Source organism: Saccharopolyspora sp. NPDC003752 (assembly GCF_053605825.1).
The window spans coordinates 1-25,213 of sequence record NZ_JBSGJZ010000026.1 but is presented as its reverse complement, the minus strand read 5'-3'; the positions used below and the strand labels follow the sequence as shown (position 1 = coordinate 25,213).

The window sequence follows — 25,213 nt, the reverse complement described above, 5'->3', positions numbered from 1 at the left end:
CAATGGAAATCGGACCTTCGATTTCCATTGAAATTGCGGACCAACGGACCGTTCCCGGTCGGCGGGACCTGAGGGGTGGTGTCTCGGCCGGGGGTCAGTTCCTGCGGCGGCGGGCGACCTCGGCGAGGACCACGCCCGCGGCGACCGAGGCGTTGAGCGACTCCACCCCTCCCGCCATCGGGATCGACACCGTCTGGTCGCAGGTTTCCCGGACCAGCCGGGACAGCCCGCGCCCCTCCGAGCCCACGACGACCACCAGCGGTCCCGTCGCCAGCTCCAGCTCGTCCGAGGTGACGTCGGCATCGGCGTCCAGGCCGATGACCATCAGCCCGGCTTCCTTCAGGTCCTTCAGCGTGCGGGTGAGGTTGACCGCCTTGGCCACCGGCAGCTTCGCGGCCGTGCCCGCGCTGGTGCGCCAGGCGACGGCCGTGATCCCGGCGCTGCGCCGCTGCGGCACGATCACGCCGTGCGCGCCGAACGCCGCCGCGGAGCGGATCACCGCACCCAGGTTGCGCGGGTCGGTCACGCCGTCGAGCGCGACGATCAGCGGCGGCAAGCCGGAATCATGCGCCGCCGCGAGCACGTCCTCCGGGTGCGCGTAGGAGAACTGCGGCACCTGGAGCGCGAGCCCCTGGTGCATCGCGTTGTTCGTCATCCGGTCGAGCTCGATGCGCGGCACGTCCAGCACGGAGATCCCGCGCGACTTCGCCTCCCGCACCGCCTCGGTGACCCGGTCGTCGATGTCGATGCCCTGCGCCACGTACAGCCCGGTCGCCGGCACGCCGGCCCGGATGCACTCCACCACCGGGTTGCGCCCGGCCACCAGCTCCGGCTGCGTGTCCTGCTGCGCCTTGCGCTTCGCGCGCTGCTGCTCCGCCTTGCTGCGCGCGTCGGCGCGCCGCTTCGCGGGGTGGCTGACCCGGTCCTCCGCCTTCGGCGTCGGCCCCTTGCCGATCAGCCCCCGGCGGCGCTGCCCGCCGGATCCGACGACCATGCCCTTCTTGTTGCTCTTGCGCATGCCGCCGCGGCGTTTGTCGTTGCCGGCCACGTGTTACCCGTCTTTCAATGTCCACATCGGACCGTCGGGGGTGTCCTCGACGGCAATCCCGCTGTCCTGCAACCGATCGCGCAGCAGGTCGGCGGTGGCGAAGTCGCGCTCCTTGCGGGCCTGCTGGCGCTGGTCGAGCATCGCCTGGACCAGGTCGGCCAGCGCGGTGTGCGCAGCATCGTCCGAACCGGCGTCCTCGGCCCACTTCTCGGACAGCGGGTCCAACCCGAGCACGTCCATCATGGCTCGCACCGACGCCGCCGCGTCGCGAGCCGCCTCGTCGTCGCCGCGGTCCAGCGCCGCGTTGCCCTCCCGGACCGCGTTGTGCACCGCCGCGATCGCCTGCGGCGTCGACAGGTCGTCGTCCATCGCCTCGGTGAACTCCGCGGCCAGCTCGCCGGGCTCGACGTTGCCGGCACGCTGCCCGACGCGGCGCACGAACGACTCGATGCGCCGGTACGCGGCGACCGCCTCGGCCAGGCCGCCCTCGGAGAACTCGATCGTCGACCGGTAGTGCGGCGTGACCAGGTAGTAGCGCAGCTCGGCCGCGCGGGCGCGCTGGAGCACCGCCGGGATGGACAGCGTGTTGCCGAGCGACTTCGACATCTTCTCGCCGCTCATGGTCACCCAGGCGTTGTGCATCCAGTACTGCGCGAAGCCGTCCCCGGCCGCGTTCGACTGGGCCAGCTCGTTCTCGTGGTGCGGGAACACCAGGTCCAGGCCGCCGCCGTGGATGTCGAACTCGCTGCCGAGGTAGAAGGTGGCCATCGCCGAGCACTCCAGGTGCCAGCCCGGGCGGCCGTGGCCCCACGGCGTCGGCCAGCTCGGCTCGCCCGGCTTCGCGCCCTTCCACAGCGTGAAGTCGCGCGGGTCGCGCTTGCCGCTGGCCAGGGTCTCGCCCTGCTGCACCTCTTCGAGGCGCTGCCCGGACAGCTTGCCGTAGTGGTCGGCGTAGGAGGCCACCGCGAAGTAGACGTCGCCGCCCGCCGCGTAGGCGTGACCCTTGTCGATCAGCCGCTGGATCAGGTCGACCATCTGCGTGACGTGCCCGGTCGCACGCGGCAGCACCGACGGCGGCTGGCAGCCGAGCTGATCGTACGCCAGCTCGAAGGCGCGCTCGTGCGTCGCGGCCCACTCCCACCACGGGCGACCGGCTTCGCCGGCCTTGGTGAGGATCTTGTCGTCGATGTCGGTGACGTTGCGGACCAGGCGCACGTCGTAGCCGACCCGCTGCAGCCAGCGGCGCAGCACGTCGAAGTTCAGCCCGCTGCGGACGTGGCCGACGTGCGGAATGCCCTGCACGGTGGCACCACAGACGTAGATCGACGCCACTCCGTCGCAGCGCGGGTGGAATTCGCGCGTCGTGCGGGTCGCGGTGTCATGCAGGTGCAGGCTCACGCCCCTGATGGTACGGGGACAGGTCGGCGCGCAATCACGACAGGGGCTGGCGCGTCAAGGGGTAGTGATCGTCAGCGCAGTACGTCGGCGACGGCGGTCAGCAATCCGTCCGGCCGCTCGGCGGTGGACACGGGGTCGACGATCGCCACCCGGCAGCCGACCGCCGCCGCGCCGCCGTCGGCCTCCTCGCTGTCGCCGACCATCAGCGCCTCCTCCGGCGCGACGCCGAGCCGCTCGCAGGCGCGCAGGAAGATCTTCGGGTCCGGCTTGATGACGCCTTCGAGGTACGACAGCAGGAACTCGTCGACGTAACCGGTGACGCCGATCCGCTCGAACGCGGGCCGGATGTCGAAGGCGATGTTGCTGATCACGCCGATCTTGGTGCCCGCCTCGTGCAGCCGGCGCATCACCTCGACGGTGTCCGGGTACGCCGTCCAGAAGTCGGGGTCGATCAGCCGCTCGTAGAGGCCCGTGGCCTGGCCGTCCTGCACCCCGGAGCTGCGCAGCACCTCCACGTAGACCTTGCGGTGCAGGGCCGGATCGAGGTCGCGGTTCTCCCACGCGTCCTGGAATTCCGGGCCGAGCTGCACGATCTGGCCGACCGGCGCCGTCATCCGGCGCATCACCTCGGCCTGCGCCGCCAGGTCGAACGGGGCGCCGTCGGCATCGGCGAGGTCGCTGAACCAGGACTCGTCTTCTTCGAGACGGAACAGCGTGCCGGAGAAGTCGAAGAGCACCGCGCGCGAAGTCACGCCGCCAACGGTAAGTGGACTGGACCGGGCCGGGCACCGACATGCGGCCAAGCTCACGACCCGGACCACCCCTCCGCCGCAGTCAGCAGCGCCGCGCCTGGTGGCCGCGCATCGGGACGACGATGCCCGCGATGCAGATGGCCGCACTCACCCACAACAGGATCACGGCCGCCGCCAGGCCGAGGCCGCTGCCCCCGGACCACAACACGAACGACACTGGCCACACCAACACCGGCTGCACTACGAGCAGCCGACGCACCCACCGGTTCCGCTCGATCACCATGCGTCGAGCATGGCGCGCACCGACCCCGGCATTCCAGACCGCGAGCCCTGAGTTTTCCCTGACTCCGCCAACCCGTTACGCCCAGCTATCCGCCCGTTACTCGACGGGCCAGGCGCAACCGCCGATCAGGTGCCGTGCGCACTGACCGGCCGGAACCGTCAGGCCGCCGGGAAGACCAGGGCGGTGGCCACAGCGGCGATGCCTTCGCCGCGGCCCGTGAGGCCCAGGCCGTCGGAGGTCGTGCCGGACACCGACACCGGCGCGCCGATCGCCTCCGAGAGCACCTGCTGCGCTTCCTCGCGGCGCTTGCCGATGCGCGGCGCGTTGCCGATCACCTGCACGGTCGCGTTGCCGATCCGAAAGCCCGCCGCAGCGACCCTGTTCCGCACCTCGATCAGGAAGTCCGCGCCGTGGGCGCCGGCCCAGCGGTCGTCGTCGGTGCCGAACACCGCGCCGAGATCGCCGAGGCCCGCCGCCGACAGCAGCGCGTCGCACAGCGCGTGCGCCGCGACGTCGCCGTCGGAGTGCCCGGCGCAGCCGTCCACGCCCGGCCAGAGCAGGCCCGCCATCCAGCAGTCGCGCCCGGCTTCGACGGGGTGCACGTCGACGCCCTGGCCGACTCGGGGCAGCATCTCGGTCACTCGGGTTCTCCAGCCACGGCCAGCACCGACTCGGCGATGGCCAGATCGAAGGCGGTGGTGATCTTCAGGGCGTGCGGGTGCCCGGCGACGGTGTGCACCTTGCCGCCGACCCGCTCCACGAGCCCGGCGTCGTCGGTGGCCACGTCACCGGCCGCGGCGTAGGCCGCCCGCAGCACGTCGATGGCGAAACCTTGGGGCGTCTGCACCGCCCGCAGCTGCGAGCGGTCCACGGTCGAGACGACGTCGCCCGCGTCGTCGACCTGCTTGATCGTGTCGGTCACCGGCAGCACCGGGATCACCGCGGGAGCGCCCTCCTCGACCGCGGACACGACATCCCGGATCATCGAAGCCGGGGTGAAAGCACGTGCGGCGTCGTGCACCAGCACGACCCGCGCATCCGGCGCGATCCGCTCGACCGCGTCGAGCGCGCGCCGCACGGAGTCGGTCCGCTCCGCTCCCCCGGCGACCACGTGCGCGGACGGCAACGCGGCCAGCTCCGCGGTCACGACCTCGACCTGATCGGCCGGGGCCGCGACCACGACGTGCTGCACGCGGCCCGAGGCCAACAGGCCGCGGACCGCGCGCAACAACAACGATTCACCGATCACCGGAACCAGCGCCTTCGGCATCCCGGCACCCAGGCGCACCCCGCGGCCGGCCGCGGGTACCAGCGCGACAACGCTCACGCTCGTCTATTCCCGATGATCACACTGCGGTGGCGAGGACTTCGTCCAGCAGGGTTTCCGCCTTGCCTTCGTCAGTACCTTCGGCCAATGCCAACTCGCTGACCAGGATCTGCCGCGCCTTCGCGAGCATTCGCTTCTCGCCTGCGGACAGGCCACGATCCTTCTCGCGTCGCCAGAGGTCGCGCACCACTTCGGCCACCTTGTTCACATCGCCGGAGGCGAGCTTCTCCAGGTTGGCCTTGTACCGTCGAGACCAGTTGGTGGGCTCTTCGGTGTGCGGGGCCCGCAGCACGTCGAAGACCCGATCGAGCCCCTCCTGGCCGACAACGTCCCGGACGCCGACGATCTCGGCGTTGTCCGCGGGAACGCGCACGGTCAGGTCGCCCTGCGCGACCTTGAGGACGAGGTACTGCTTTTCCTCGCCCTTGATCACACGAGTCTCGATTGCTTCGATGAGCGCGGCACCGTGATGCGGGTAGACGACGGTCTCTCCGACCTTGAAAACCATGTGTCCTCTGCCCCTTTCGCTATGCCCAGTTTAGCACGTCGAGCAACCGGGCCTCGACCACCTCGCCATCCGTATTCGCAGGTCAGGCGGCGGACAGGGGTTGACAAGGATGCCCCGAACGTGCAAGGAGGCACCTTTCGGCCCACTGAAATCGTCCACTATGGATAGTCTGGTCGGAGTGCCATCCAGGCCTCCGGGGACCCGGAAATAGGTAGTTCGGCTAGCCCCTGGAACGGCCGCGCGGGGTGGGGATTAAGCTTCCAGCGGTTGTCCGGCAATCAGGAAGGACGCTGCATCCGTGAGCCGCCCTCAGCACCTCAAGGCCGTTCGCCTGCGGTTGATCCCGGCCGTCATCGGGCTCGGCGCCGTCGTCGCCCTCGCCGGGTGCAGTGCCGGTCAGGTGACCGAGACCGACACCCAGGTCGCCGCCGTCAACGGCGGCAGTGGTGACCTCAAGCAGATCTCGATCCGCGACGCCTCCTTCACCTTCCCGACCACCGACGCGCGCTACCCGGCCGGTTCGTCCGCGCCGGTGCAGCTGGTGATCGCCAACGAGGGGCCGAACGACAAGCTGGTCCAGGTCACCAGCCCGTACGCCGCGTCGGCGACCCTCGGTGGGATCACCGACCTGCCGAGCCGGACCGCGCTGCACGCCACCGGCAAGTCCGAGCAGGTCCAGCAGGGCGAGACGACCGCGGACCGCGTGGTGCAGATCACGCTGAACGGGTTCAAGCAGGACATCACGCCGGGCGTGACCGTCCCGGTGACCTTCGTCTTCGAGAAGGCCGGCTCGGTCACCGTGCAGGTGCCGGTGGGTGTCGACCACTCGCCGCGCCCCGAGCACGGCAGCCCGGTGTCGGGCGCCGAGCAGGGCGGCGGTCACTGACCGCAGGTTTCGCCGGAACGGGCCGTCCGCACGCGCGGGCGGCCCGTTCTCGCGTCTCGTGGTGCCGCAATTTCCATTGAAATCGAAGGTCCGATTTCCATTGAAATTGCGGCACCACGGACGGCACCACGGACGGTGGGCCGGGCCGTTGGCCGCCTGATCCACTCGATCGCGGGGAATCCGGCACGACCTCGGGTCCGGCGCGCGATGCCGGTGACCGGGCCTGTCGTCGCGGGCGGATAGCCTCGCCGCGTGCCCCCGAAGAACACCCGCACCGCCCGTCCCGGATACCGCTGCGCCGACTGCGGCCACGAGGTCGCCAAGTGGGTCGGCCGCTGCCCGAGCTGCCAGGCGTGGGGCACCATCGACGAGACCGCCGCCGCCCGACCCGTGCTGACGAAGGTGGCGGCGGGCGCCCCGGCCACCCCCGCCCGGCCGATCGCCGAGGTCGACCTCGATTCCGCCCGCGCGGTGTCCACCGGCATCGCGGAGCTGGACCGGGTGCTGGGCGGCGGGATCGTGCCCGGCGCGGTCGTGCTGCTGGCCGGCGAGCCCGGAGTGGGGAAGTCCACACTTCTGCTGGAGGTCGCGCACCGCTGGGCCGCTGGCGCCTCGCCCGGCCCGTCGCTCTACGTCACGGGTGAGGAATCCGCAGGCCAGGTGCGGCTTCGTGCGGAGCGCACCGATTCGGTGCACCCGGAGCTGTACCTCGGCGCCGAGAGCAACCTGTCCGCCGTGCTCGGGCACGTCGACGCGGTGCGGCCGGGCCTGCTGATCGTCGACTCGGTGCAGACCGTGCAGTCGCCCGAGGCCGACGGCAGCCCCGGCGGCGTCACGCAGGTCCGCGCGGTGACCACGGCGCTGGTGTCGCTGGCCAAGGAACGTGGGCTGCCGGTGGTGCTGGTGGGGCACGTCACGAAGGACGGGGCGGTGGCCGGTCCGCGCGTGCTGGAGCACCTGGTCGACGTGGTGCTGCACTTCGAGGGCGACCGGCACTCAGCGCTGCGGATGCTGCGCGGCGTGAAGAACCGGTTCGGGCCCGCCGACGAGGTCGGCTGCTTCGAGCAGCGCGACGACGGCATCGCCGAGGTCCCGGACCCGTCCGGGCTGTTCATCAACCGCAACGAGACCCAGGTCGACGGCACCGCGGTGACCGTGATGGTCGAGGGCAAGCGCCCGCTGCTGGTGGAGGTCCAGTCGCTGGTGATGAAGACCCAGATGGCCATGCCGCGGCGGTCGGTCAGCGGCCTGGACTCGGCCCGGGTGTCGATGATGCTCGCGGTGCTGGGCAAGCACGGCAAGGTGCCCACCGGCGAGTACGACGTGTTCGCGGCGACGGTCGGCGGCACGAAGGTGCACGAGCCCGCCGCGGACCTCGCGATCGCGCTGGCCATCGCCTCGTCGCAGAAGGGCAAGCCGCTGCCGCCGAACCTGATCGCGGTCGGCGAGGTGGGGCTCGCCGGGGAGATCCGGCGGGTCAGCAGCGTCGGGCGGCGGCTGGCCGAAGCGGCCAGACTCGGGTTCGACCGGGCGCTGGTGCCGCCGGATGCGGGCCCGCTGCCGAAGGGCGTGCGCGCCACGGTGGTGTCGAACGTCAGCGAGGCGCTCAAGATCGTGGGTGTCAAATGAGCCACGAGCAGCTGCGCGGCACGCTCGCCCGGCTGGCTCCCGGAACCGCGCTGCGGGACGGGCTGGAGCGCATCCTGCGCGGCCGCACCGGCGGCCTGATCGTGCTCGGCTACGACCCGGCGGTGGAGGCGCTCTGCGACGGCGGGTTCCACCTGGACATCGAGTTCAGCGCGACCCGGCTGCGCGAGCTGTCCAAGATGGACGGCGCGGTGGTGCTGTCCACGGACGCGACGCGGATCATGCGGGCGAACGTGCACCTGGTGCCCGACGCGAGCACGCCCACCGAGGAGTCCGGCACCCGGCACCGCACGGCGGAGCGCACCGCGATCCAGACCGGCTACCCGGTGGTGTCGGTGAGCCAGTCGATGAGCATCATCAGCGTCTACACGCAGGGCCACCGGCACGTGCTGATCGGCTCGCCGGAGATCCTCTCCCGCGCCAACCAGGCGCTGGCGACCCTGGAGCGCTACACCGCGCGGCTGGCCGAGGTCGCGCAGGCGCTGTCGGCGCTGGAGATCGAGGACTACGTGACGTTGCGCGACGCGATGACCGTCGTGCAGCGGATGGAGATGGTGCGGCGGATCGCCGACGAGATCGAGGGCGACGTCGTCGAGCTCGGCAAGGACGGCCGGCTGATCGAGCTGCAGCTGGACGAGCTGGTCGGTTCCTCGCGGGAGGCGCGCGGCGGTCGCGCCCGGGACGGCATCGACCTGGACCGCGAGCTGATCGTGCAGGAGTACCTGCCGACCAGCGGCGCGATGCCGACCTCGGAGCAGGTCGAGGCGGCGCTGCACGAGCTCGACGGCACGGAGTTGCTGGACCTGACGGCGATCGCCGGGGCCTTCGGCTACTCGGACAAGCCGGAGGCGTTGGAGGAGCACCTGAGCCCGCGCGGCTACCGGCTGCTCGCGAGGGTGCCGCGCCTGCCGACGGCGGTGCGGCGGCAGCTGGTGGAGCACTTCGGCTCGCTGCAGCGGCTGCTCGCGGCGACGGTGGCCGAGCTGCGCGAGGTGGATTCGATCGGCGAGGCGAGGGCGAGCGCGATCCGGGAGGGCCTCTCCCGCCTGGCGGAATCCTCCATAGTGGACCGCTTCGCCTGACGCGCTCCAGCCCGCCACGAGGGCTCCCGATTTTGCCTGAAATTGGGGGATTTCGGGGACCGGGTCAGTTGGCCGCGGTCAGGCGGAACGGGGTCGGGGAGCTGTTGAGCGCCGCCAGCCTGGCCACCACCTGGTAGTCGCCCGCCGGGGCCTTCGCCTGGCCGTCTTCGCAGTCCGATGTGGACGTCTGGCCCGACCACTGGATGTCGTTGCGCACCGACTGGCCCGGCTGCAGCAACGGCTGCTCGTTCGTCGACTCCGAGTAGCAGTCGTTGCTCGACCACACGTGCTTCCCGCCCGGGGTCGACACCGTCAGGTCGCGCAGCAGGCGGTTGATGTCGCGCACGCAGGCGCGGTCGCTCGCGTTGGTCACCACGACGCTCATGCCGACCCGCTCACCCACCTTGAACTCCGGGCGGGCCACCTCGGCCACGACGCGCATCGACTCGTCCGCGCACGGCTGCGGTGGCGCGTCGGCCGCCACCGCGACCGGCGGCCCCGGCGGCGGCGCCGGGACGGCTTGCGGCCCCGAGGCCCCGCCCAGCAGGGCGATCGCGCCCCAGCCGAGGAGCGCCACCACCAGCACGACCGCACCGATCGCCACCGCGCGGCGACGCCAGTACACCGTGGGCGGGAGCGGTCCGGTCGGATCAAGCACGGCAACGACAGTAACCCGGCGACTACTCCGAAGAGCGTTACCAACGATCACCCAATCGGGCGTATCACGGCCGATCGGGCCCCGGCGACCGGGAACGTGCGCCCACCGAACGCGCTCCCGGCCGCCGCGTGGAGCGGCGCGATTCCTCGCGAAATCGACGTTCATCCGGGCGACCGGTCGATTTCTCGGGCAATTGCGCATCGCGTCGGGACACGAGGTCATATTCGCAGGTGGGCAAGGCTGTTCCGGATCTAGTTAGGTGGATGTTCGCGCGACGGCCGGGATGACTCCGCGTGGTCCTTTCGGGCGTGTTCTCCCGCGCGCCGGGGGCCTGGCAGGATCGGTGGTGCCATGAAGACCACCGCCGCGCATCCCGCCCCGCCCCTGGATCCGGTCGAGCTCATCGACTGGTTCGCCGCCACCGCCCGGCCGCTGCCGTGGCGCGCGCCCGGCACCACGGGCTGGGGCGTGCTGGTCAGCGAGACGATGCTGCAGCAGACCCCGGTCAACCGGGTCCAGCCGATCTGGGAGGAGTGGATGCGCCGCTGGCCGCGCCCCTCCGACCTGGCCGCCGAGCCGCAGGGCGAGGTGGTGCGCGCCTGGGGGAAGCTCGGCTACCCGCGCCGGGCCCTGCGGCTGCACGAGGCCGCCGCGACGATCGCCGCCGAGCACGGCGACGTCGTGCCGTCCGATGTCGACACGCTGCTGGCCCTGCCGGGCATCGGCGCATACACCGCCCGGGCCGTGGCGGCCTTCGCCTACGGCAAGCGGGCTCCGGTGGTCGACACGAACGTCCGCCGGGTGGTGGCCCGCGCCGTGCACGGCGCGGGCGACGCCGGTCCGCCGTCGACCAAGCGCGACCTCAACGACGTCGACGCCCTGCTCCCGGCCGACGACGCGAGCGCCGCGAAGCTCTCGGCGGCGCTGATGGAGCTCGGCCAGGTGGTGTGCACTGTGCGGTCGCCGCTGTGCGAGTCCTGCCCGATCGCGCACGACTGCGCCTGGCAGCACGCCGGCCGCCCGGCCTACGCCGGACCGCCGAAGAAGGTGCAGAAGTTCGCCGGCACCGATCGCCAGGTTCGCGGCAAGCTGCTGGACGTCCTGCGCGGCTCGACCGGTCCGGTGCTGCGCGAGCAGCTGGACGCGGTCTGGTCGGACGCCGGGCAGCGCGACCGCTGCCTGGATTCCCTGCTGGTGGACGGGCTGATCGAGCAGACCGACGACGGCCGCTTCGCACTGCCCGGCGAGCACTGATGGCGCAGGCGGTGGTGGCGTTCTTCGACGACGCCGCGGATTCCGCGGTCCGGGCGCTGTGGCGGCGCTTGGACGCGGCCGGGGTGCCGAGCGTCGCCGCGCGCAAGCACCGCCCGCACGTCATCTTCGCCGCGGCCCGCGCCATGCCGACCGCGGCGCGCAAGGCGCTGCGCTCCGAGCTGGAGCTGCTGTCCATTCCGGACCTCTGGCTGCACACCCTGGGAACGTTCCCCGGCGAGGAGCGGGTGCTGCTGCTGGGCGCGGTCGTGGACACCGAGCTGCTGGCAGTGCACTCGGCGGTGCACGACGCGCTGGCCGGACGGGTGCAGCACCCCTCCGCCTACTACTTCCCGGGCGCGTGGATCCCGCACTGCACGCTCGCCCAGGGCATCACCGACGACCAGCTGGCGACGGGTTTCCGGGCGCTGCAACCGCCGGAGCCGGTGCGCGCCGGGATCGGCGAGATCGCCATCGTCGACACCAAGACCGGCGAGGCCGAGACCGTCACCACCCGCTGACCCTCCGATCGTGGGCGGCATCGTCACCCGCGGCAGTTTCAATTGAAACTGCCGCTTCCGGGCCCGGTTTCCGCCGCGCGACCCGAACGCGCTCGACACGCCCCGGGTCCGCAACATCCGATCCACAGTGGACTACCGTCGATCACGAGTTGCCGACCTCCGCGCGAGCCGCCACTTTGGAGCAGCAAATCGCGCACGCAGGAGGGTGAATGGACGTCGACGGCGTGGCCATCCTCGCCCGCGGAATCGCCGCCAGGGGCCCGGAGGGCATCGTGTTCGCCAACCTCGACCTGCGCGTCGAACCGGGCGCGCTGGCCGTGATCGCCGGGCCTTCCGGCACGGGCCGCACCTCGCTGCTGCTCGCGCTGTCCGGCAGGCTCCCGCTCGTCACCGGGCACCTGGACGTCTCCGGGCACGTGCTGCCCGCGCAGGCCAAGGCGGTGCGGCAGCTGATCCGCCCCGCGCGGCTGCGCCCCGGATACGAGCTGGAGGACAAGCACCGGGTCCGCGAAGCGATCGCGGAACGCCGCCTGATCAGCGGCGTCTCCGAGCGCGCCGTCGAAGCCGCGCTCGACCGGGTCCGGATCGCCCCGGACCGCACCGCGCTGGTCGACGAGCTGCACCCCGCCGAGCGGCTGCTGTTCGCGGTGGCGCTGGCGATCGCCGGCTCCCCCGCCGGGATCCTCGTCGACGACGTCGACGCGGGCCTCCCCCGGGCGGCCCGCGCGCAGGTGTGGGCCGGGTTGCGCGAGGTGACCCGCACCGGGATGACGGTGCTGGCCAGCGCGACCGATCCGCCGTCCGGCGACGTCGAGGTGATCCCGCTGCCCGTCCGCGAGCCGGAACGGCCCACGAAGGTGCTCGACCGGCAGGAAGAAGAGGTCGCCCGGTGAAAGCGTTCAAGCTGGCCTGGCTGGAGCTGCGGCGCTTCCGCGGGCCGCTGCGCCGCTTCGTGCCGCTCGTGCTGATCCTGGTCCCGCTGCTGTACGGGTCGCTGTACCTGTGGTCGAACTGGGATCCCTACGGCCAGTTGAACCGGGTGCCGGTCGCGGTGGTCAACTCCGACCTGGCGGTCGACGCGCGCGGCGAGCACATCAACGCCGGCGCGCAGTTCGTCCAGCAGCTCAAGGCGACCGACATCTTCGACTGGAACTTCGTGGATTCCGCCGAGGCCCGGCACGGCCTCGTGGAAGGCCGGTACTACTTCACGATCGAGGTCCCCTCGGACTTCAGCGCGAAGCTCGCGACCGCGGCCGACCGCACCCCGGAGCGCGCCGCGCTGCAGATCGTCAAGAACGACGCCAACGGCTACATCGCCGGGATCATGGCCGACACGGTGCAGACCGAGCTGCAGAACCAGATCAACGCCGCCGCGCACGCCACCTACGCCCGCGCGCTCTACGGCGAACTCGACCAGGCGCGGGAGAAGCTGCAGCTGGCTTCGGAAGCGTCGAAGCAGCTCGTCGAGGGCACCGACCTGAGCAAGCAGGGCACCGCGGCGCTTTCCAAGGGCCTGGGCGGAGTTCGCGACGGCACCGGCCAGGTCTCGCGCGGGGTGCAGGACATCTCGGACGCCACCGCGCAGCTGAGCAAGCAGCTGTCCGGGGTCAGCAACTTCACCGCCGAGCGGCTGCCCGGCGCGGTCAACGCCCTGGTCAACGCGAGCAACATCGCGGTCAACAGCCTGAGCACGATCAAGACCACCACCGGGTTCCTCGGCCAGCGCGCCGCCGAGGGCCGCTCGGCGATCGAGGAACTCGGCAAGCGGCACCCCGAGATCGCCCAGGACGCCGCCTACCAGCGCGCCCTGGACAACGCCCAGAAGCTGGCCGATTCCGCGAGCACCGCGGACAAGGACGCCCAGCAGGCCCTGGCCACGGCGCAGGACGCCAACTCGCAGGCGCTGACGCTGCAGAACAACATGGGCCCGCTGCAGAACCAGATCCGCGCGTTCACCGCACCGGCGGACACGCTGCGCGCGGGTGTCGCGGAACTCTCCGGCGGCGCCAACGGCATCACCAACGGCCTGGACACGCTGGCGGCGAGCAGCGGGGTGCTGGAGACCGGCGCCGGGCAGCTCAACGACGGCGCGAAGAACCTGCAGGGCCTGGTCGACGACACGCTGGGCAAGATCCCGCCGACGAACCCCACCGAGGTCGCGCAGGCCGCCGACGTCCTCGGATCGCCGACCGAAATCCGCACCGACAACCTGAACCCGGCGCACGTCTACGGGCGCGGGCTGGCGCCGTTCTTCTTCGCGATCGCCCTCTGGGTCTTCGGGCTCTTCGCGTACCTGCTGCTCAAGCCGGTGAACCAGCGCGCGCTCGCGGATCGCGTCGGGGCGTTCACCATCGCGTTCGCCGGTTTCCTGCCCGCGGCCGTGCTGGGCATCGTCGGCGGGCTGGTGCTGTACGCGGTGGTCGACTTCGGGCTGGGGCTCGACCCGGTGCACGTCTGGTGGACGATCGGGCTGGTCTCCCTCGCCGCGGTCGCGTTCGTGGCCATCGACCACTTCCTGCGCACCGCGCTCGGCGCGGTCGGCGACCTGCTGTCGCTGGTGCTGCTGATCATCCAGCTCACCGCGTCCGGCGGGCTGTACCCGATGGAGACCGCCCCGGCGCCGTTCCAGGCCGTGCACCCGTTCCTGCCGATGACCTACCTGGTGGACGGGCTGCGCGTGACGATCTCCGGCGGCGTCACCGAGCACCTGCTCCGCGACGTGGCGGTGCTGACGGGCTTCCTGGTCGTCTTCCTGGCCCTGACAACACTGGTCGTCCAGCACCAACGGGTCTGGAACATCGGCCGCCTGCACCCGCAGATCGAGCTGTAGAGCCGATCTCGCGGTACCGGGTCGAATTGTCATCGGGCTTCGCTAGCGTTCGGCCACATGGCACAAACTTTTGCTGCGGTGGAAGTCCCGGAGTGGTGCGGCGTCTTCGACGCCGAGCAGTTCGAGGCGTTCCGCCAAGAGGTCGACGACGCTTGCGACTGCTTCGGCGCCGGAGGGCAGAGCCTCGAATCTGGCTTCGTCGAGTTGGTCTCGGGGGCCTACTCCGACGGCTACGAGTTCCGGCTCGAACGGCTCGCCAAGCGGTGCGCGGAAGCACCGCGGGAGGACTGGGAGGGCATCTGCTTCGGCCAGATCGACGCGTGGAGCATGGCGGAGGCACAGTCGGAATGGCTGGAGCAGGCACCCTTCGAGCAGGTGCGGGATCTCCTGCGGATCCACCTGTTCGACGGAAGCCCGCGCTCCGAGACAGATGAGTCGGAGGAGCCCGACGAGTCCGAGGAGTGGTTCCGGCTGCCGCTGGCCGACGGGCTCTGGATCGGGCTGGTCGTAGCGGACGCGCCATCGTCGGACGAGGACGAGCCCGAGATCGACACCCAGGTGCACAACGCGGCGGTGCAGGCCTGGGGCGTGGAGCCCGAGCAGCTGGTCGAGGCGGCTCTCGCGAACCTGCGCCGGGAGGAGGAGGCCCCGGCGTGGGGCGAGGTGTCCGTCGAGCTGTCCGATGAGGACGACGAGCCCGTCGCGACGATCACGGTGCTGACCATCGAGAACGCCCCTTGGGCGCTGCTGCTCGACGAGATCGAGCCGGAGTTGGCGGAGCGCGGAGTGGTGCTGGCCGTCCCCGCGCAGGACGCCGTGCTCGTGGCGGAGGTGCCCGAGCCCGACATGCTGGACCTGGTCGTCACCGCGGTCTCGGCGGTGGCGCGCGATCACGTCGATGCGGCCGAAATCGGCTACGAAATCGGCGACGGCACCTACTGGTACCAGAACGGCGAGTTCAGCAGGTTCGAGGAGTCCGAGTCGGACGACGAGGCGGAACCGGTCGAGTAGTGGCGGGCCGGCGAATGCCTCGGGCCGTGCGGTCGCCGGTGGTCGCGGCGGGCTCGTAGGCTGGCTGCATGGCTGTTGTGAAGATCAATGCGATCGAGATCCCTGAAGGTGCCGGGCCGGAGCTGGAGAAGCGGTTCGCTTCGCGGCACGGCTCGGTGGACAGCGCTCCCGGGTTCCTCGGGTTCGAGCTGCTGCGCCCGGTGAAGGGCGAGAACCGCTACTTCGTGTACACGAAGTGGGAGTCCGAGGAGGCGTTCCAGGCGTGGGCCAGCGGCCCGGCGAAGGAGGCGCACGCGGGCGAGGCCAAGAACCCGGTGGCCAGCGGGTCCAGCCTGCTGGAGTTCGAGCTCGTCCAGGAGTCCCACCCCGGCAAGTGACCGGCCGGGCAGCCGTTCCGGCTGCTCAGGACCCGTGAGTGTTTTGGGGCGCTATAACACCCCAAAACACTCACGGGCACTGACGATCAGCCGGTCAGGACGACCGTGGCGAGAATCGCGCGGTGGTCGGCGCCGGCCACGTCGATGGTGCGGAACGACTGGGGCGCGATGCCGCCGCTGGTGAGCACGTGGTCGATCGTGACCGGCGGCGGGAACCAGGCGCCCGGGCCCGGCCAGGTCGGGTGCAGGCCGTCGCCGGTGGCCTCGGCGACGTCGGTGTAGCCCTGGCCGATCAAGTACTTGAGCCGGGTGTGGTCGAGGGTGGCGTTGAAGTCGCCGACCAGCATCCGGGGCGTGCCGTCGGTGGCCGGCGCCGGCAGCTCGCGCAGCTCGCGGCCCCAGACCTCGGCCGTGCCCCGGCCCATCGGGTACAGCGGGTGCACCGCGACGATCTCGAAAGCCGGTGAGCCCGGCCGCTGCACCCGCGCCGATGGCTGGGCCAGCGTCGAATCCGGCACCAGCGACAGTTCCTGCAGCGGGTAGCGCGACGCGATCCCGGAGCCGTCCGCCTTGGGCCCCGGCTGGAACACCCGGTGCGGCAGCGTCTCGGCGAGCCCGGCGCCGTCCAGCGCGGCCACCAGCTCGGGCGTGAGTTCCTGCAGGCTCAGCGCGTCGACCTGGTTCTGCCGCACGATGTCCACGACCTGCGCGGCATCCGCCCCGCCGAAGAAACCGTTCAGCGACATCACCCGCAGCGCAACGCCCTGCGCCGGAGGCGCGTCGGGAATGGCGCGCGGCGCGACGGAGAGCACCAGGATCGCGGTCGCCAGGCCGACGACGAGCGCGGTCAACCAGCGCCGCAGGATCACGGCGAGCAGCGCCAGCACGATGCCGGACAGCGCCGCGTACTGGGTCAACGCCGCCAGCGCCACCAGGTACCGGCCGCTGTCCCAGCCCGACAGCGGCAGCGTCGCCCAGGCCAGCAGGCCGATCGCGGCCAGCACCAGCAGCACCGTGACCACGCGGCCACCGGGCTTGCGCCGCGGCGGGTCGTCCCGCTCCGGCTCGACGACCAACGTCCGATCCATCCTGGCTCCCCATGTCGTCCGCGTCACCCAGCCTGTCAGCGAGCTGTGCGCGGGCTGTCAGCGTCCCCCCGGAAAGTGAAAGCATGTCATTCGCGATCCAGGCCGAGGGCCTGGTCAAACGATTCGGCTCCACCACCGCGCTGGCCGGGGTGGATCTCGCCGTGCCGGCGGGAACGATCCTCGGCGTGCTCGGCCCCAACGGTGCGGGCAAGACCACCGCGGTCCGGATCCTGGCCACGTTGCTGCGGCCGGATGCGGGCACCGCGACCGTCGCCGGCTACGACGTGCTCCGCCAGCCGGTCGCGGTGCGCAGCCGCATCGGGCTCACCGGCCAGTACGCCTCGGTCGACGAGGAGCTCACCGGCATCGAGAACCTGGTGCTCATCGGCCGGTTGCTGGAAATGCCGAAGCGCGACGCCAAGGCGCGGGCGGCCGAACTGCTGGAGCGCTTCGGCCTCACCGACGCCGGCGGCCGCGCGATCAAGACCTACTCCGGCGGCATGCGGCGCCGCCTGGACCTCGCGGCGAGCCTGGTCGGCCGCCCCGAGATCCTCTACCTCGACGAGCCCACCACCGGGCTCGACCCGCGCAGCCGCAACCAGGTGTGGGACATGGTTCGCACGCTCTCCGCCGAAGGCGTGACGGTGCTGCTGACCACCCAGTACCTGGAGGAGGCCGATCAGCTGGCCGACCGGATCAGCGTGATCGACCACGGCCGGGTGGTCGCCGACGGCCGCGCCGACGAGCTCAAGCGCCGCGTCGGCGGCCAGACCCTGCAGGTGCGGCCGACCGATCTGGCGAACGTGCCCGCGGTGCGCCGGATCCTCGCCGAGCTGACCGGCGCCGAACCGGCCACGAACGACGACAGCGGGCTGCTGACCACGCCGGTCGACGACCCGGTGCTGCTGTCCACCCTGGTCCGCCGGCTCGACGACGCCGGGATCACCGCCGACGAACTCGCGCTGCGCCTGCCCAGCCTGGACGAGGTGTTCCTGGCCATCACCGGCAAGGCCGCCGAGGAGGAGACCGCCGCATGACCGCCACGATCGAACGCCCGCCGGCCGCGCCGACGGCCGCCTCGGAGCACATCGGCCCGATCCGCGCGCTGCGGCACGGCCTGACGCTGGCCGGGCGCAGCATCCTCAAGATCCGCAAGTCGCCCGAGGGCCTGATCGACGTCACCATCCAGCCGATCCTGTTCCTGGTCATGTTCGTCTACCTCTTCGGCGGGGCGATCGTCGGGGACACCGGCTCCTACCTGCAGCTCACGCTGCCCGGCGTGATGGCGATGAACATGGTCTTCGCCAGCCTCGGCACCGGCTGGGCGCTCAACACCGACATCTCCAAGGGCGTGTTCGACCGGTTCCGCAGCCTGCCGGTGGCGCGGTCGGCGCCGCTGATCGGCGCGGTGCTGGGCGACATCGTGCGCTACCTGGTGGCGCTGGCGGTGCTGCTGGTCTTCGCCACCATCATGGGCTTCCGGATCCAGACCGATCCGCTGTCCGCGCTGGCCGCGATCGTGGTGGTGATCGCCTTCGCGCTGGCGATGTGCTGGATCACGGTGTTCCTCGGGATGCTGATCAAGAACCAGCAGGCGCTGCCCGGCGTGGCCATGGCGTTCATGTTCCCGCTGACCATGGGCAGCAACGTGTTCGTGCCGACCGAGACGATGCCGGGCTGGCTGCAGGCGTGGGTGACCATCAACCCGGTCACGAAGCTCGCGGACACCGCGCGCGGCCTGATGATCGGCGGGCCGGTCGCCGGGCCGTTGACGGCGACGCTGATCTGGATGGTCGCGATCGTGGCGGTGTTCTTCCCGCTGGCGATGTGGGCGTACCGCCGCCGGATGTGACCGCCGGGGCCGCACTCCGGAGCGGCGTTTCCGCAGGCAGGGAGCCGTGCGCGTGTTGTGTCGCCATAGCAGCACAAAACGCGCACGGCCCCTGTGACCAGCGGAAACCGGACCGCGAACGCCCTTCCCCGGAACGCGCGAATGGTGCCTGACCAGCGGTGACGACGGCGTTATCGGTGGTCGCCGGGAGGTGTCCCCGGCCGAAGCGGAATAATCCTCACGACCACCTGCGGTCGAGCCCTCCCGCGTCGGGGGCGGGAGGGACCGACCGCAGGTCCGGCAGGGCCTCCGCCCGATCGGGGTTAACGCCCCTCAACCCCCAACGCGTCGCGCAGCTCTGCGAAGGCGTCGTCCCGCGAGAGCGCGGCTGCGCCGTCGCGCTCTTCGCGGTGCTCCCCGGCCAGCTCGCGCAGCAGCGCTCGCACTTCGGGGTCTCCTTCGTCGACCAGGCCGCGCAGCACGGTGGCGATGCCGATCAGGCGGGCCGCCCGCTGCGGCCGGCCGGCAGCGAACTCCACGCGCGCCGCCTGCTCCGCGATGGTCGCGTTCAGCGGCATGTCGCGGAGTTCCAGTCCCGCGGTCAAGGCTTCGGCGAGCAACGCCTGCGCCCCGCCGGGCTCGCCTTCGTCGAGGCGCAGCCGCGCTTCGCCGAGCAGTTCCATCTGCCGCAGCGGTTCCGGCGCCGTCGCCGCCTCCGCCAGCGCCGCGCGCGCCGCGGCGAGGTAGTCGCGGGCCTGGTCCCGGTCGCCGGCGACCCGGGCGACCTCGGCGAGTCCGGTCAGCGCCGCGATCTGGTGGTAGAGGAACCTGTTCCGGCCGATGCGTTCGGCGCGCAGCAGGTCGGCGCGGGCCCCGTCGAGGTCGCCGCCGCGCAGCCGCTCCATGCCGATCCGCGCCAGCGCGGGCACCAGGTCCTCGGTGGCGCGCAGTTCGCGGAACGTCTCGACGGATTCCTGGAACGCCTCGATCGCGCCCTCGTGGTCGCCGCGCCGCGACCGGAACTCGGCGATGCTCGTGGTGGTCTGCGCGCTGCCCCACCGGTCGCCGATGGCGCGGAACTCGGTGCGCGCGGCGAGCATGTCCTTCTCCCCGGCGATGGGATTTCCGTTGTGCTCCGCGCCGAATCCCCGGCAGAACAGGCCGGCGGCCCGCGCCCACGGGTGCGGGTGCTGCAGCGCCCGCTCGACACATCTGTCCAATTCGGACTGTTCGCTGATCAGCATCCACCCGATCGGTTCCATCACCGACGCCCACAGATAGCGGAAGCGCGCGCCGGTGTCGCGGGCAGCGGTTACCGCGGGGCGCAGGCGCTCGGCCCAGTCCGGGGTGGAGTCGACGGCCATCACCAGCATCAGGTCGACGATCGCCCGGCTCTCCGGCGGCGCCGGGCCCGGCAGGGCCGCCACCTCTTCCAATCGGCCCTTCAGCTCGTCGTGCTGCGCGGACATCGACCAGTACCAGCTCAGCGCCGCGCTCAACCGGAATCCCCGGTCCGCGTCGCCGGATTTCGTCGCCCAGTGCAGCGCGGCGATGATGTTGTCGTGGTCGGCGTCCAGCCGGTTCAGCCAGTCGATCTGCTCCGCTTCGTGCAGCCGGGGCGCGGCGGATTCGGCGAACTCGACGAAGTACGTCGCGTGCGAGCTGCGCAGGGCGTCCGTCTCCCCGTCCGCGGCGAGCTTCTCGGCGCAGAACGCGCGCACCGTCTCCAGCATCCGGTACCGCATGCCGAGTTCCGAATCGACCGCCTCCACCAGGGATTTCTCCACCAGCGAGACCAGCACGTAGAACACGTCCGCGGCAGGCATCCCGGTGTCGGCGCACACCGCGGAGATCGCGTCGGCCGAGGCGTTCCCGGCGAACACCGACATCCGCCTGGCCAGCACCTGCTCCGGCTCGGTCAGCAGGTCCCAGCTCCACTCCACCACCGCGCGCAGCGTCCGGTGCCGCGGCATGGCGGTGCGATTTCCGCTGGTGAGCAACCGGAATCGGTCGTCGAGCCGCTCGGCGACCTGCCGGACGCTCATGGCTCGCAGCCGGGCCGCCGCCAGCTCGATCGCCAGCGGCATGCCGTCCAGCCGACGGCAGATCTCCACCACGTCGCGGGTGTTGCCGTCGTCGAGCGCGAAACCGGGCCGGGCGGCGGCCGCCCGATCCACGAACAACCGCACCGCCGCGGCCTCCGGCGCCGCGTCCTCGGCTTCCGGCAGCTCCAACGGCCCGACCGGCAGCAGTCGCTCGCCGGTGAGCGCCAACGGCTCCCGGCTGGTCGCCACGACCCGCAGCTGCGGGGCCCGGCTCAGCACCTCCTGCACGAACTCGGCGGCGGCCTCGATCACCTGCTCGCAGTTGTCCAGCACCAGCAGCGCCGGCTCCGCCGAGAACAGGTCCGCCGCCCGGTTCAACGCGTGCTTCATCGGCGATTCCAGCAGCCGGGTCTCGCGCACCCCGAGCGCGGCGAGCACCGCCGCCGTCACGTCCTGCCCGTCCCGCACCGGCGCGAGCTCGACGAACCACACCCGCCGATCCGACATCCCGGCGGCGGTCTCGACCGCCAGCCGCGTCTTCCCCGCGCCGCCGGGACCGAACAGGGTGACCAGCCGGGAATCCGCCAGCTCCGCGCGAACCCGCTCGATCTCCCGCTCCCGGCCGACGAAACTGCTCAACCGGGTCGGCAGCACCGGCCGGATCGGCTCCCACCGCAGCTCGTCGCGCGAATCCGGCTCCGGCCGCGGCGCCGGACGCGGCGTCAGGCCGGCGTCGCCGCGCAGCAGCGCGACCTGCAGATCCCGGAGCTCCTGCGACGGCGACACCCCGAGCTCCTGGTCCAAGCGGCGCCGCAATGCCTCATAAGCGGCAAGCGCATCGGCCTGCCTGCCGCTCGCGTAGAGCGCGCGAACGCGCAGCGCCGTGAGCCGCTCGCGCAGCGGAAAACGCGCGCAAAGCCCCTCCAGCTCGGGCACCAGATCGGCATGCCGACCGGTACCGAGATCGGCCTCCGCCCGGTCCTCGACCGCGGCGATGCGCAGCTCCCCCAACCGCGCCGCCTGCGCCTCCGCGAACGGCGCGTCGACGAAGTCGACGAGCGCATCCCCCTGCCACAACTCCATCGCCTCGCGGAGCGTGGCAGCGGCAGCATCGTGCCGGCCGCTGCGGAGCAGGCGGCGCCCCTCTGCCGCGAGCGCGGCGAAGCGGATGGCGTCGACGTCGTCGGGATCCACCAGGAGGGCGTAGCCCGACTGGTCGGAGCGCAAGGACAGCTCGCCCGCGAGCGCGCGGCGCGCGCGAGACACCAGCGACTGGAGCGCGTTCAGCGCGCCGGCCGGCTGGGCGGAGCCCCAGAGGTCGGCGATGAGGAGCTCGGTGGAGACGGTGCGGCCGGCGTCGAGTGCGAGTCGCGCGAGGAGCATCCGCACCCGGAGGCCGCCGACCGCTATCGCCCGACCGTCGGGTGCGTTCAGCCGAAAGGGCCCCAGCAACGCCACGCGCACCGCACCAGCTTCGCAGAAGGGACCGACCCGCTGCCCGTCATTTCGGGCGTTCCGCACGGCGAACCCGGGAGATCACCGGCCGTCCGGCAGGGCGCATCCTGCCGGCACCAGGGAAGATCGAAGCCCGTTTTGCCTGGTTCGTCGCGTTCTGACTTCAGACAGAACCGGAAACCTCCCAGGCGGGAATTATGGGGTAGATCACCTCCCGTCGAGCCGGAGCACCGCCGCGGGCTGGAATCATGGAGGAAACGGACATACCACCGATCATGTTCCGCCGGCACGGCTCGCACGCCGACGTGCTCCACACCGTCCGGGCGGGGCGCTACCCGGAGCCGCTCGAATGGATCTGACGACCTTGGCCGCCACCTCCGCCGAACCGACCGGCTTCGCCGCCTGGGTGATCTCCGTGATGGAGGCCCTCGGCGGCCCGGGAGCGGGAATGATCGTCGCCCTGGAGAACCTCTTCCCGCCCATCCCGTCCGAGGTGATCCTGCCGCTGGCCGGATTCACCGCCAGCCAGGGCGACATGTCCGTGATCGGCGCGATCCTGTGGACGACGCTCGGCTCGCTGATCGGCGCGCTGGCGCTCTACGGCATCGGCGCGACGCTGGGCCGCGACCGCACCCGCGCCATCGCCGCCAAGATCCCGCTGGTGAAGATCTCCGACATCGACCGGACCGAGGCGTGGTTCGCCAAGCACGGCGTCAAGGCGGTCTTCTTCGGCCGGATGATCCCGCTGTTCCGCAGCTTCATCTCGCTCCCGGCCGGCGTCGAACGCATGCGCCTGGCCACGTTCGCCCTGTTCACCACGCTCGGCAGCCTGATCTGGAACACCGTCTTCGTGCTGGCGGGCTACCTGCTGGGACAGAGCTGGTACCTCGTCGAGGAGTACGCGGGGCTGTTCTCCCGCGCGGTCCTGATCACGGCGATCCTGACGGTCGCGGCGTTCATCGCGATCCGCATCCGCAACAACCGCCGCGAACGCCAGCTCTCGGAAGCCCCCACGGTCCGCCTCGCTCGGGTGCCCGCCGAGGCCCCGACCGAGGAGATCCGCCGCATCCGCTGACCAGCGCCGGGCGCGATTTCGCGAGTGCTCGCCCCGGGTGAGCCCAGGGGTCAGCGGAAGTCCGACGCGTGGTCGGCGGCCCACTGGGCGAAGGGGCGGGCCGTGCGGCCGGTCAGGACCTCCACCGTGTTCACCACCGGCAACGGGCGGCCGTCCTGGCCCGCGAGGTAGCGCAGGAGGGTGTCGGCGAGGTGCCCCATCCCGTGCTCGGCCATCGCCGCGCGGTAGTCGTCCGGGCTCTGCGGCACGAACTCGACGGGGCGGCCGATCGCTTCCGCGATCGCCTCGGCCTGCTCGCGCTGCGTGATCGACTGCGGCCCGCTCAGCGGGTAGGCCCTGCCCTCGTGCCCGGGCTCGGTCAGCGCCCGCACCGCCGCGGCCGCGATGTCCGCCTCGTGGATCAGGTCGGTGTGCGCGTCCGGGTACGGCGCCTCCACGACGCCTCGGGCGCGGATCGACCCGGCCCACGCCAGGGCGTTCGTGGCGAAACCTCCCGGCCGAAGGAAGGTCCAGGCCAGCCCGGAGTCGAGCACCGCCCGCTCGGCCGACGCGTGCAGCCGGATCAACGGGTCGTCGGGGGTGCCCGGGGTCGTGACGACGTTGGCCGACAGCAGCACGACGTGCTCGACACCGGCGGCCCGGGCGGCGTCCAGGAAGCCGCCCACCCCACCGCGATCGGCGTAGAGGAACACCGCGGACACCCCGTCCAACACCGACTCCGGCGGTTCGGCGAGGTCGCCCCGGACCACCTCGACCTGCTCCGGCAGCCGGGTGGCGGCGGGATCGCGGCTGATCACCCGCGGCTTCTCCCCGGCGCTCAGCAGCTGCTCGACCACGCTGCGCGCCACGCTGCCGCGTCCTCCGGTCACCAGGATCGTCATCTGATCTCCCTTCCAGCGATGTGCCACCACGATCGCCGCAGCGGCGGGCGCGCGGGAGAGACCGGTCGAACCTAGGTCTGGCGATCCCAGTTCCGGAGGTCCTGCAGCGCCTTCCCGGTGGGCGAGCCCTCGGGGGCGGTGAAGAACATCAGCCGCTGGTCGACCTCGGGGATCAGCAGGACCTCGCAGTCCAGCTCCAGCTCGCCGAAGACCGGGTGCACGCCGCGCTTCGGCGTGCTGCGCTGCACCTGGACCTCGTGCGCGGCCCACATCCCGGCGAAGGCGGGGCTCCGCTCGCCCAGCTCGTCGACCAGCGCGCGAACGCCGGGATCGCCCGGGTAGCGGCCGGCGGCGCGCACGCTCGCCACGCACGACTCGGCGAACCGCCGCCCGTGCCCCGTCTCCAGCACCGACGGCTGGTGGCAGAACATCCACCAGAGCATGTTGCGCTCCTTCTCCGACCGGCGGCCGAAGTCGCCCATCAGGCCCACCGCCATCCGGTTCCAGGCGAGGATGTCGTACTTCACGTCGAGCACCAGCGCGGGAACGTCGTCGAACCGCTCCAGCAGCCGCAGCACGTTCGCCGGGACCTCCCGAGACGACACGACCGACGGGGCCTCCCCTACCAGGCGGAACAGGTAGTTCCGCTCGTCGCCGGACAGCCGCAGCGCGTCGGCGAGCGCGTTGAGCACCTGCCGGGACGGGCGCGGCCCACGCCCCTGCTCCATGCGGATGTAGTAGTCCACGGAGATCCCGGCGAGCAGCGCGACCTCCTCCCGCCGCAACCCGGGCGTCCGGCGGCCGCTGCGCGCCTCCAACCCGACATCGGCGGGCCCGACGCGGGACCGCCGGTCCCGGAGGAACTCCGCCAGTTCAGCCCGCACCCGAACTCCTCCACAACTCCAGGACCACCGTCTCCGCAGGCCAGCGCCCGTGAGTGCTTTGGGGTGCCAGGGCGCCCCAAACCACTCACGGGCCCCAACGCCAGCGGAACGGCGCTCGAACCTCACGAGCCACAACGCAGAAGGCCCCGCGCGTGGAGCGCGGGGCCTTCTGGGTCTTGCGTCAGGCGGACTACTCGGAGTCCGTGCCCTCGGACTTCTCCTCGGAGGCGGCCGAGACCGCGACCGGCGGGGCGTCCGGGACCAGCGACGGCTTCTGCTCGCCGCGGAAGGTGAAGTGCGACTTGTCGTCGGCGCCTTCGCCGTCCCAGCCCTCGACGTCCACGATCACGATCTGACCCGGCTGGATCTCGCCGA

Annotated in this window: 25 protein-coding genes; 12 read left to right on the top strand and 13 right to left on the bottom strand. The window is 71.7% G+C overall.

What is annotated here, in order from left to right:
* Positions 1 to 94: 94 nt before the first annotated feature.
* The 7 genes from rlmB to ACWEV3_RS28620 form a co-directional block, all read right to left on the bottom strand.
* Positions 95 to 1,048 (bottom strand): 23S rRNA (guanosine(2251)-2'-O)-methyltransferase RlmB, encoded by a 954-nt coding sequence (gene rlmB, locus ACWEV3_RS28650; RefSeq protein WP_452616863.1) that lies wholly within the window; start codon positions 1,046 to 1,048, stop codon positions 95 to 97.
* Between the two features lie 3 nt (positions 1,049 to 1,051).
* Positions 1,052 to 2,446 (bottom strand): cysteine--tRNA ligase, encoded by a 1,395-nt coding sequence (cysS, locus tag ACWEV3_RS28645; RefSeq protein WP_452616862.1) that lies wholly within the window; start codon positions 2,444 to 2,446, stop codon positions 1,052 to 1,054.
* Positions 2,447 to 2,517: 71 nt separating this feature from the next.
* Complete coding sequence (locus ACWEV3_RS28640; RefSeq protein WP_452616861.1) at positions 2,518 to 3,198, bottom strand: HAD family hydrolase; 681 nt, start codon at positions 3,196 to 3,198, stop codon at positions 2,518 to 2,520.
* A gap of 82 nt (positions 3,199 to 3,280) precedes the next feature.
* Entirely contained in the window at positions 3,281 to 3,481 is a 201-nt protein-coding gene (locus ACWEV3_RS28635; protein WP_452616860.1) for a hypothetical protein, read from the bottom strand.
* Between the two features lie 158 nt (positions 3,482 to 3,639).
* Complete coding sequence (gene ispF / locus ACWEV3_RS28630; RefSeq protein WP_452616928.1) at positions 3,640 to 4,113, bottom strand: 2-C-methyl-D-erythritol 2,4-cyclodiphosphate synthase; 474 nt, start codon at positions 4,111 to 4,113, stop codon at positions 3,640 to 3,642.
* Positions 4,114 to 4,118: 5 nt separating this feature from the next.
* Complete coding sequence (gene ispD, locus ACWEV3_RS28625; protein ID WP_452616859.1) at positions 4,119 to 4,808, bottom strand: 2-C-methyl-D-erythritol 4-phosphate cytidylyltransferase; 690 nt, start codon at positions 4,806 to 4,808, stop codon at positions 4,119 to 4,121.
* 19 nt (positions 4,809 to 4,827) lie between these two features.
* Positions 4,828 to 5,316: a CarD family transcriptional regulator gene (locus ACWEV3_RS28620; RefSeq protein ID WP_009947449.1), complete on the bottom strand. Its 489-nt coding sequence runs from the start codon at positions 5,314 to 5,316 to the stop codon at positions 4,828 to 4,830.
* A gap of 298 nt (positions 5,317 to 5,614) precedes the next feature.
* Between ACWEV3_RS28620 and ACWEV3_RS28615 the strand changes: the two genes are divergently transcribed.
* The 3 genes from ACWEV3_RS28615 (at position 5,615) to disA (ending at position 8,931) form a co-directional block, all read left to right on the top strand.
* Positions 5,615 to 6,202 (top strand): hypothetical protein, encoded by a 588-nt coding sequence (locus ACWEV3_RS28615; protein ID WP_452616858.1) that lies wholly within the window; start codon positions 5,615 to 5,617, stop codon positions 6,200 to 6,202.
* A gap of 252 nt (positions 6,203 to 6,454) precedes the next feature.
* Positions 6,455 to 7,831 carry a DNA repair protein RadA gene (gene radA / locus ACWEV3_RS28610; protein ID WP_452616857.1) on the top strand — a complete coding sequence of 459 codons (1,377 nt, stop codon included), beginning with the start codon at positions 6,455 to 6,457 and terminating at the stop codon, positions 7,829 to 7,831.
* Positions 7,828 to 8,931, top strand: a complete 1,104-nt coding sequence (gene disA / locus ACWEV3_RS28605; protein WP_452616856.1) for a DNA integrity scanning diadenylate cyclase DisA — start codon at positions 7,828 to 7,830, stop codon at positions 8,929 to 8,931. Before radA ends, disA begins: the two co-directional genes overlap by 4 nt.
* A 64-nt stretch (positions 8,932 to 8,995) precedes the next feature.
* Here disA and ACWEV3_RS28600 read toward each other — a convergent pair whose 3' ends face one another.
* Complete coding sequence (locus ACWEV3_RS28600) at positions 8,996 to 9,589, bottom strand: hypothetical protein (protein ID WP_452616855.1); 594 nt, start codon at positions 9,587 to 9,589, stop codon at positions 8,996 to 8,998.
* A 351-nt stretch (positions 9,590 to 9,940) separates the two neighbouring features.
* On the opposite strand from ACWEV3_RS28600, the gene ACWEV3_RS28595 reads away from it, so the two are divergent.
* From ACWEV3_RS28595 to ACWEV3_RS28570, 6 genes are all read left to right on the top strand, one after another.
* Positions 9,941 to 10,843, top strand: a complete 903-nt coding sequence (locus ACWEV3_RS28595) for an A/G-specific adenine glycosylase (RefSeq protein ID WP_452616854.1) — start codon at positions 9,941 to 9,943, stop codon at positions 10,841 to 10,843.
* Entirely contained in the window at positions 10,843 to 11,361 is a 519-nt protein-coding gene (locus tag ACWEV3_RS28590) for a 2'-5' RNA ligase family protein (RefSeq protein ID WP_452616853.1), read from the top strand. The genes ACWEV3_RS28595 and ACWEV3_RS28590 overlap by 1 nt, the downstream gene beginning before the upstream one ends.
* Before the next feature lie 209 nt (positions 11,362 to 11,570).
* On the top strand, positions 11,571 to 12,254 hold the full coding sequence (locus tag ACWEV3_RS28585) for an ATP-binding cassette domain-containing protein (RefSeq protein ID WP_452616852.1): 684 nt from the start codon (positions 11,571 to 11,573) through the stop codon (positions 12,252 to 12,254).
* Positions 12,251 to 14,191: a YhgE/Pip family protein gene (locus ACWEV3_RS28580; protein WP_452616851.1), complete on the top strand. Its 1,941-nt coding sequence runs from the start codon at positions 12,251 to 12,253 to the stop codon at positions 14,189 to 14,191. The genes ACWEV3_RS28585 and ACWEV3_RS28580 overlap by 4 nt, the downstream gene beginning before the upstream one ends.
* Before the next feature lie 57 nt (positions 14,192 to 14,248).
* Positions 14,249 to 15,202, top strand: coding sequence for a hypothetical protein (locus ACWEV3_RS28575; RefSeq protein WP_452616850.1), 954 nt, complete (start codon positions 14,249 to 14,251; stop codon positions 15,200 to 15,202).
* A 68-nt stretch (positions 15,203 to 15,270) separates the two neighbouring features.
* Positions 15,271 to 15,579, top strand: coding sequence for an antibiotic biosynthesis monooxygenase family protein (locus tag ACWEV3_RS28570; protein ID WP_093267950.1), 309 nt, complete (start codon positions 15,271 to 15,273; stop codon positions 15,577 to 15,579).
* Positions 15,580 to 15,665: 86 nt separating this feature from the next.
* Here the strand turns inward: ACWEV3_RS28570 and ACWEV3_RS28565 are convergent, their stop codons facing one another.
* Entirely contained in the window at positions 15,666 to 16,667 is a 1,002-nt protein-coding gene (locus ACWEV3_RS28565) for an endonuclease/exonuclease/phosphatase family protein (protein ID WP_452616849.1), read from the bottom strand.
* Between the two features lie 83 nt (positions 16,668 to 16,750).
* On the opposite strand from ACWEV3_RS28565, the gene ACWEV3_RS28560 reads away from it, so the two are divergent.
* Positions 16,751 to 17,704: an ATP-binding cassette domain-containing protein gene (locus ACWEV3_RS28560; RefSeq protein ID WP_452616848.1), complete on the top strand. Its 954-nt coding sequence runs from the start codon at positions 16,751 to 16,753 to the stop codon at positions 17,702 to 17,704.
* Positions 17,701 to 18,519 (top strand): ABC transporter permease, encoded by an 819-nt coding sequence (locus ACWEV3_RS28555; protein ID WP_452616847.1) that lies wholly within the window; start codon positions 17,701 to 17,703, stop codon positions 18,517 to 18,519. Before ACWEV3_RS28560 ends, ACWEV3_RS28555 begins: the two co-directional genes overlap by 4 nt.
* A gap of 302 nt (positions 18,520 to 18,821) precedes the next feature.
* Here ACWEV3_RS28555 and ACWEV3_RS28550 read toward each other — a convergent pair whose 3' ends face one another.
* Positions 18,822 to 22,007, bottom strand: coding sequence for a BTAD domain-containing putative transcriptional regulator (locus ACWEV3_RS28550; protein ID WP_452616846.1), 3,186 nt, complete (start codon positions 22,005 to 22,007; stop codon positions 18,822 to 18,824).
* Positions 22,008 to 22,347: 340 nt separating this feature from the next.
* On the opposite strand from ACWEV3_RS28550, the gene ACWEV3_RS28545 reads away from it, so the two are divergent.
* Positions 22,348 to 23,073 (top strand): DedA family protein, encoded by a 726-nt coding sequence (locus tag ACWEV3_RS28545; RefSeq protein WP_452616845.1) that lies wholly within the window; start codon positions 22,348 to 22,350, stop codon positions 23,071 to 23,073.
* Between the two features lie 50 nt (positions 23,074 to 23,123).
* On the opposite strand, the gene ACWEV3_RS28540 is transcribed toward ACWEV3_RS28545, so the two are convergent.
* The 3 genes from ACWEV3_RS28540 to ACWEV3_RS28530 all read right to left on the bottom strand — a co-directional run.
* Positions 23,124 to 23,954 carry an NAD(P)H-binding protein gene (locus tag ACWEV3_RS28540; protein ID WP_452616844.1) on the bottom strand — a complete coding sequence of 277 codons (831 nt, stop codon included), beginning with the start codon at positions 23,952 to 23,954 and terminating at the stop codon, positions 23,124 to 23,126.
* 71 nt (positions 23,955 to 24,025) lie between these two features.
* Positions 24,026 to 24,838, bottom strand: a complete 813-nt coding sequence (locus ACWEV3_RS28535) for a helix-turn-helix transcriptional regulator (protein ID WP_452616843.1) — start codon at positions 24,836 to 24,838, stop codon at positions 24,026 to 24,028.
* Positions 24,839 to 25,028: 190 nt separating this feature from the next.
* Positions 25,029 to 25,213: hypothetical protein (locus tag ACWEV3_RS28530; RefSeq protein ID WP_452616842.1), on the bottom strand; the 185-nt coding region annotated here is incomplete at its 5' end.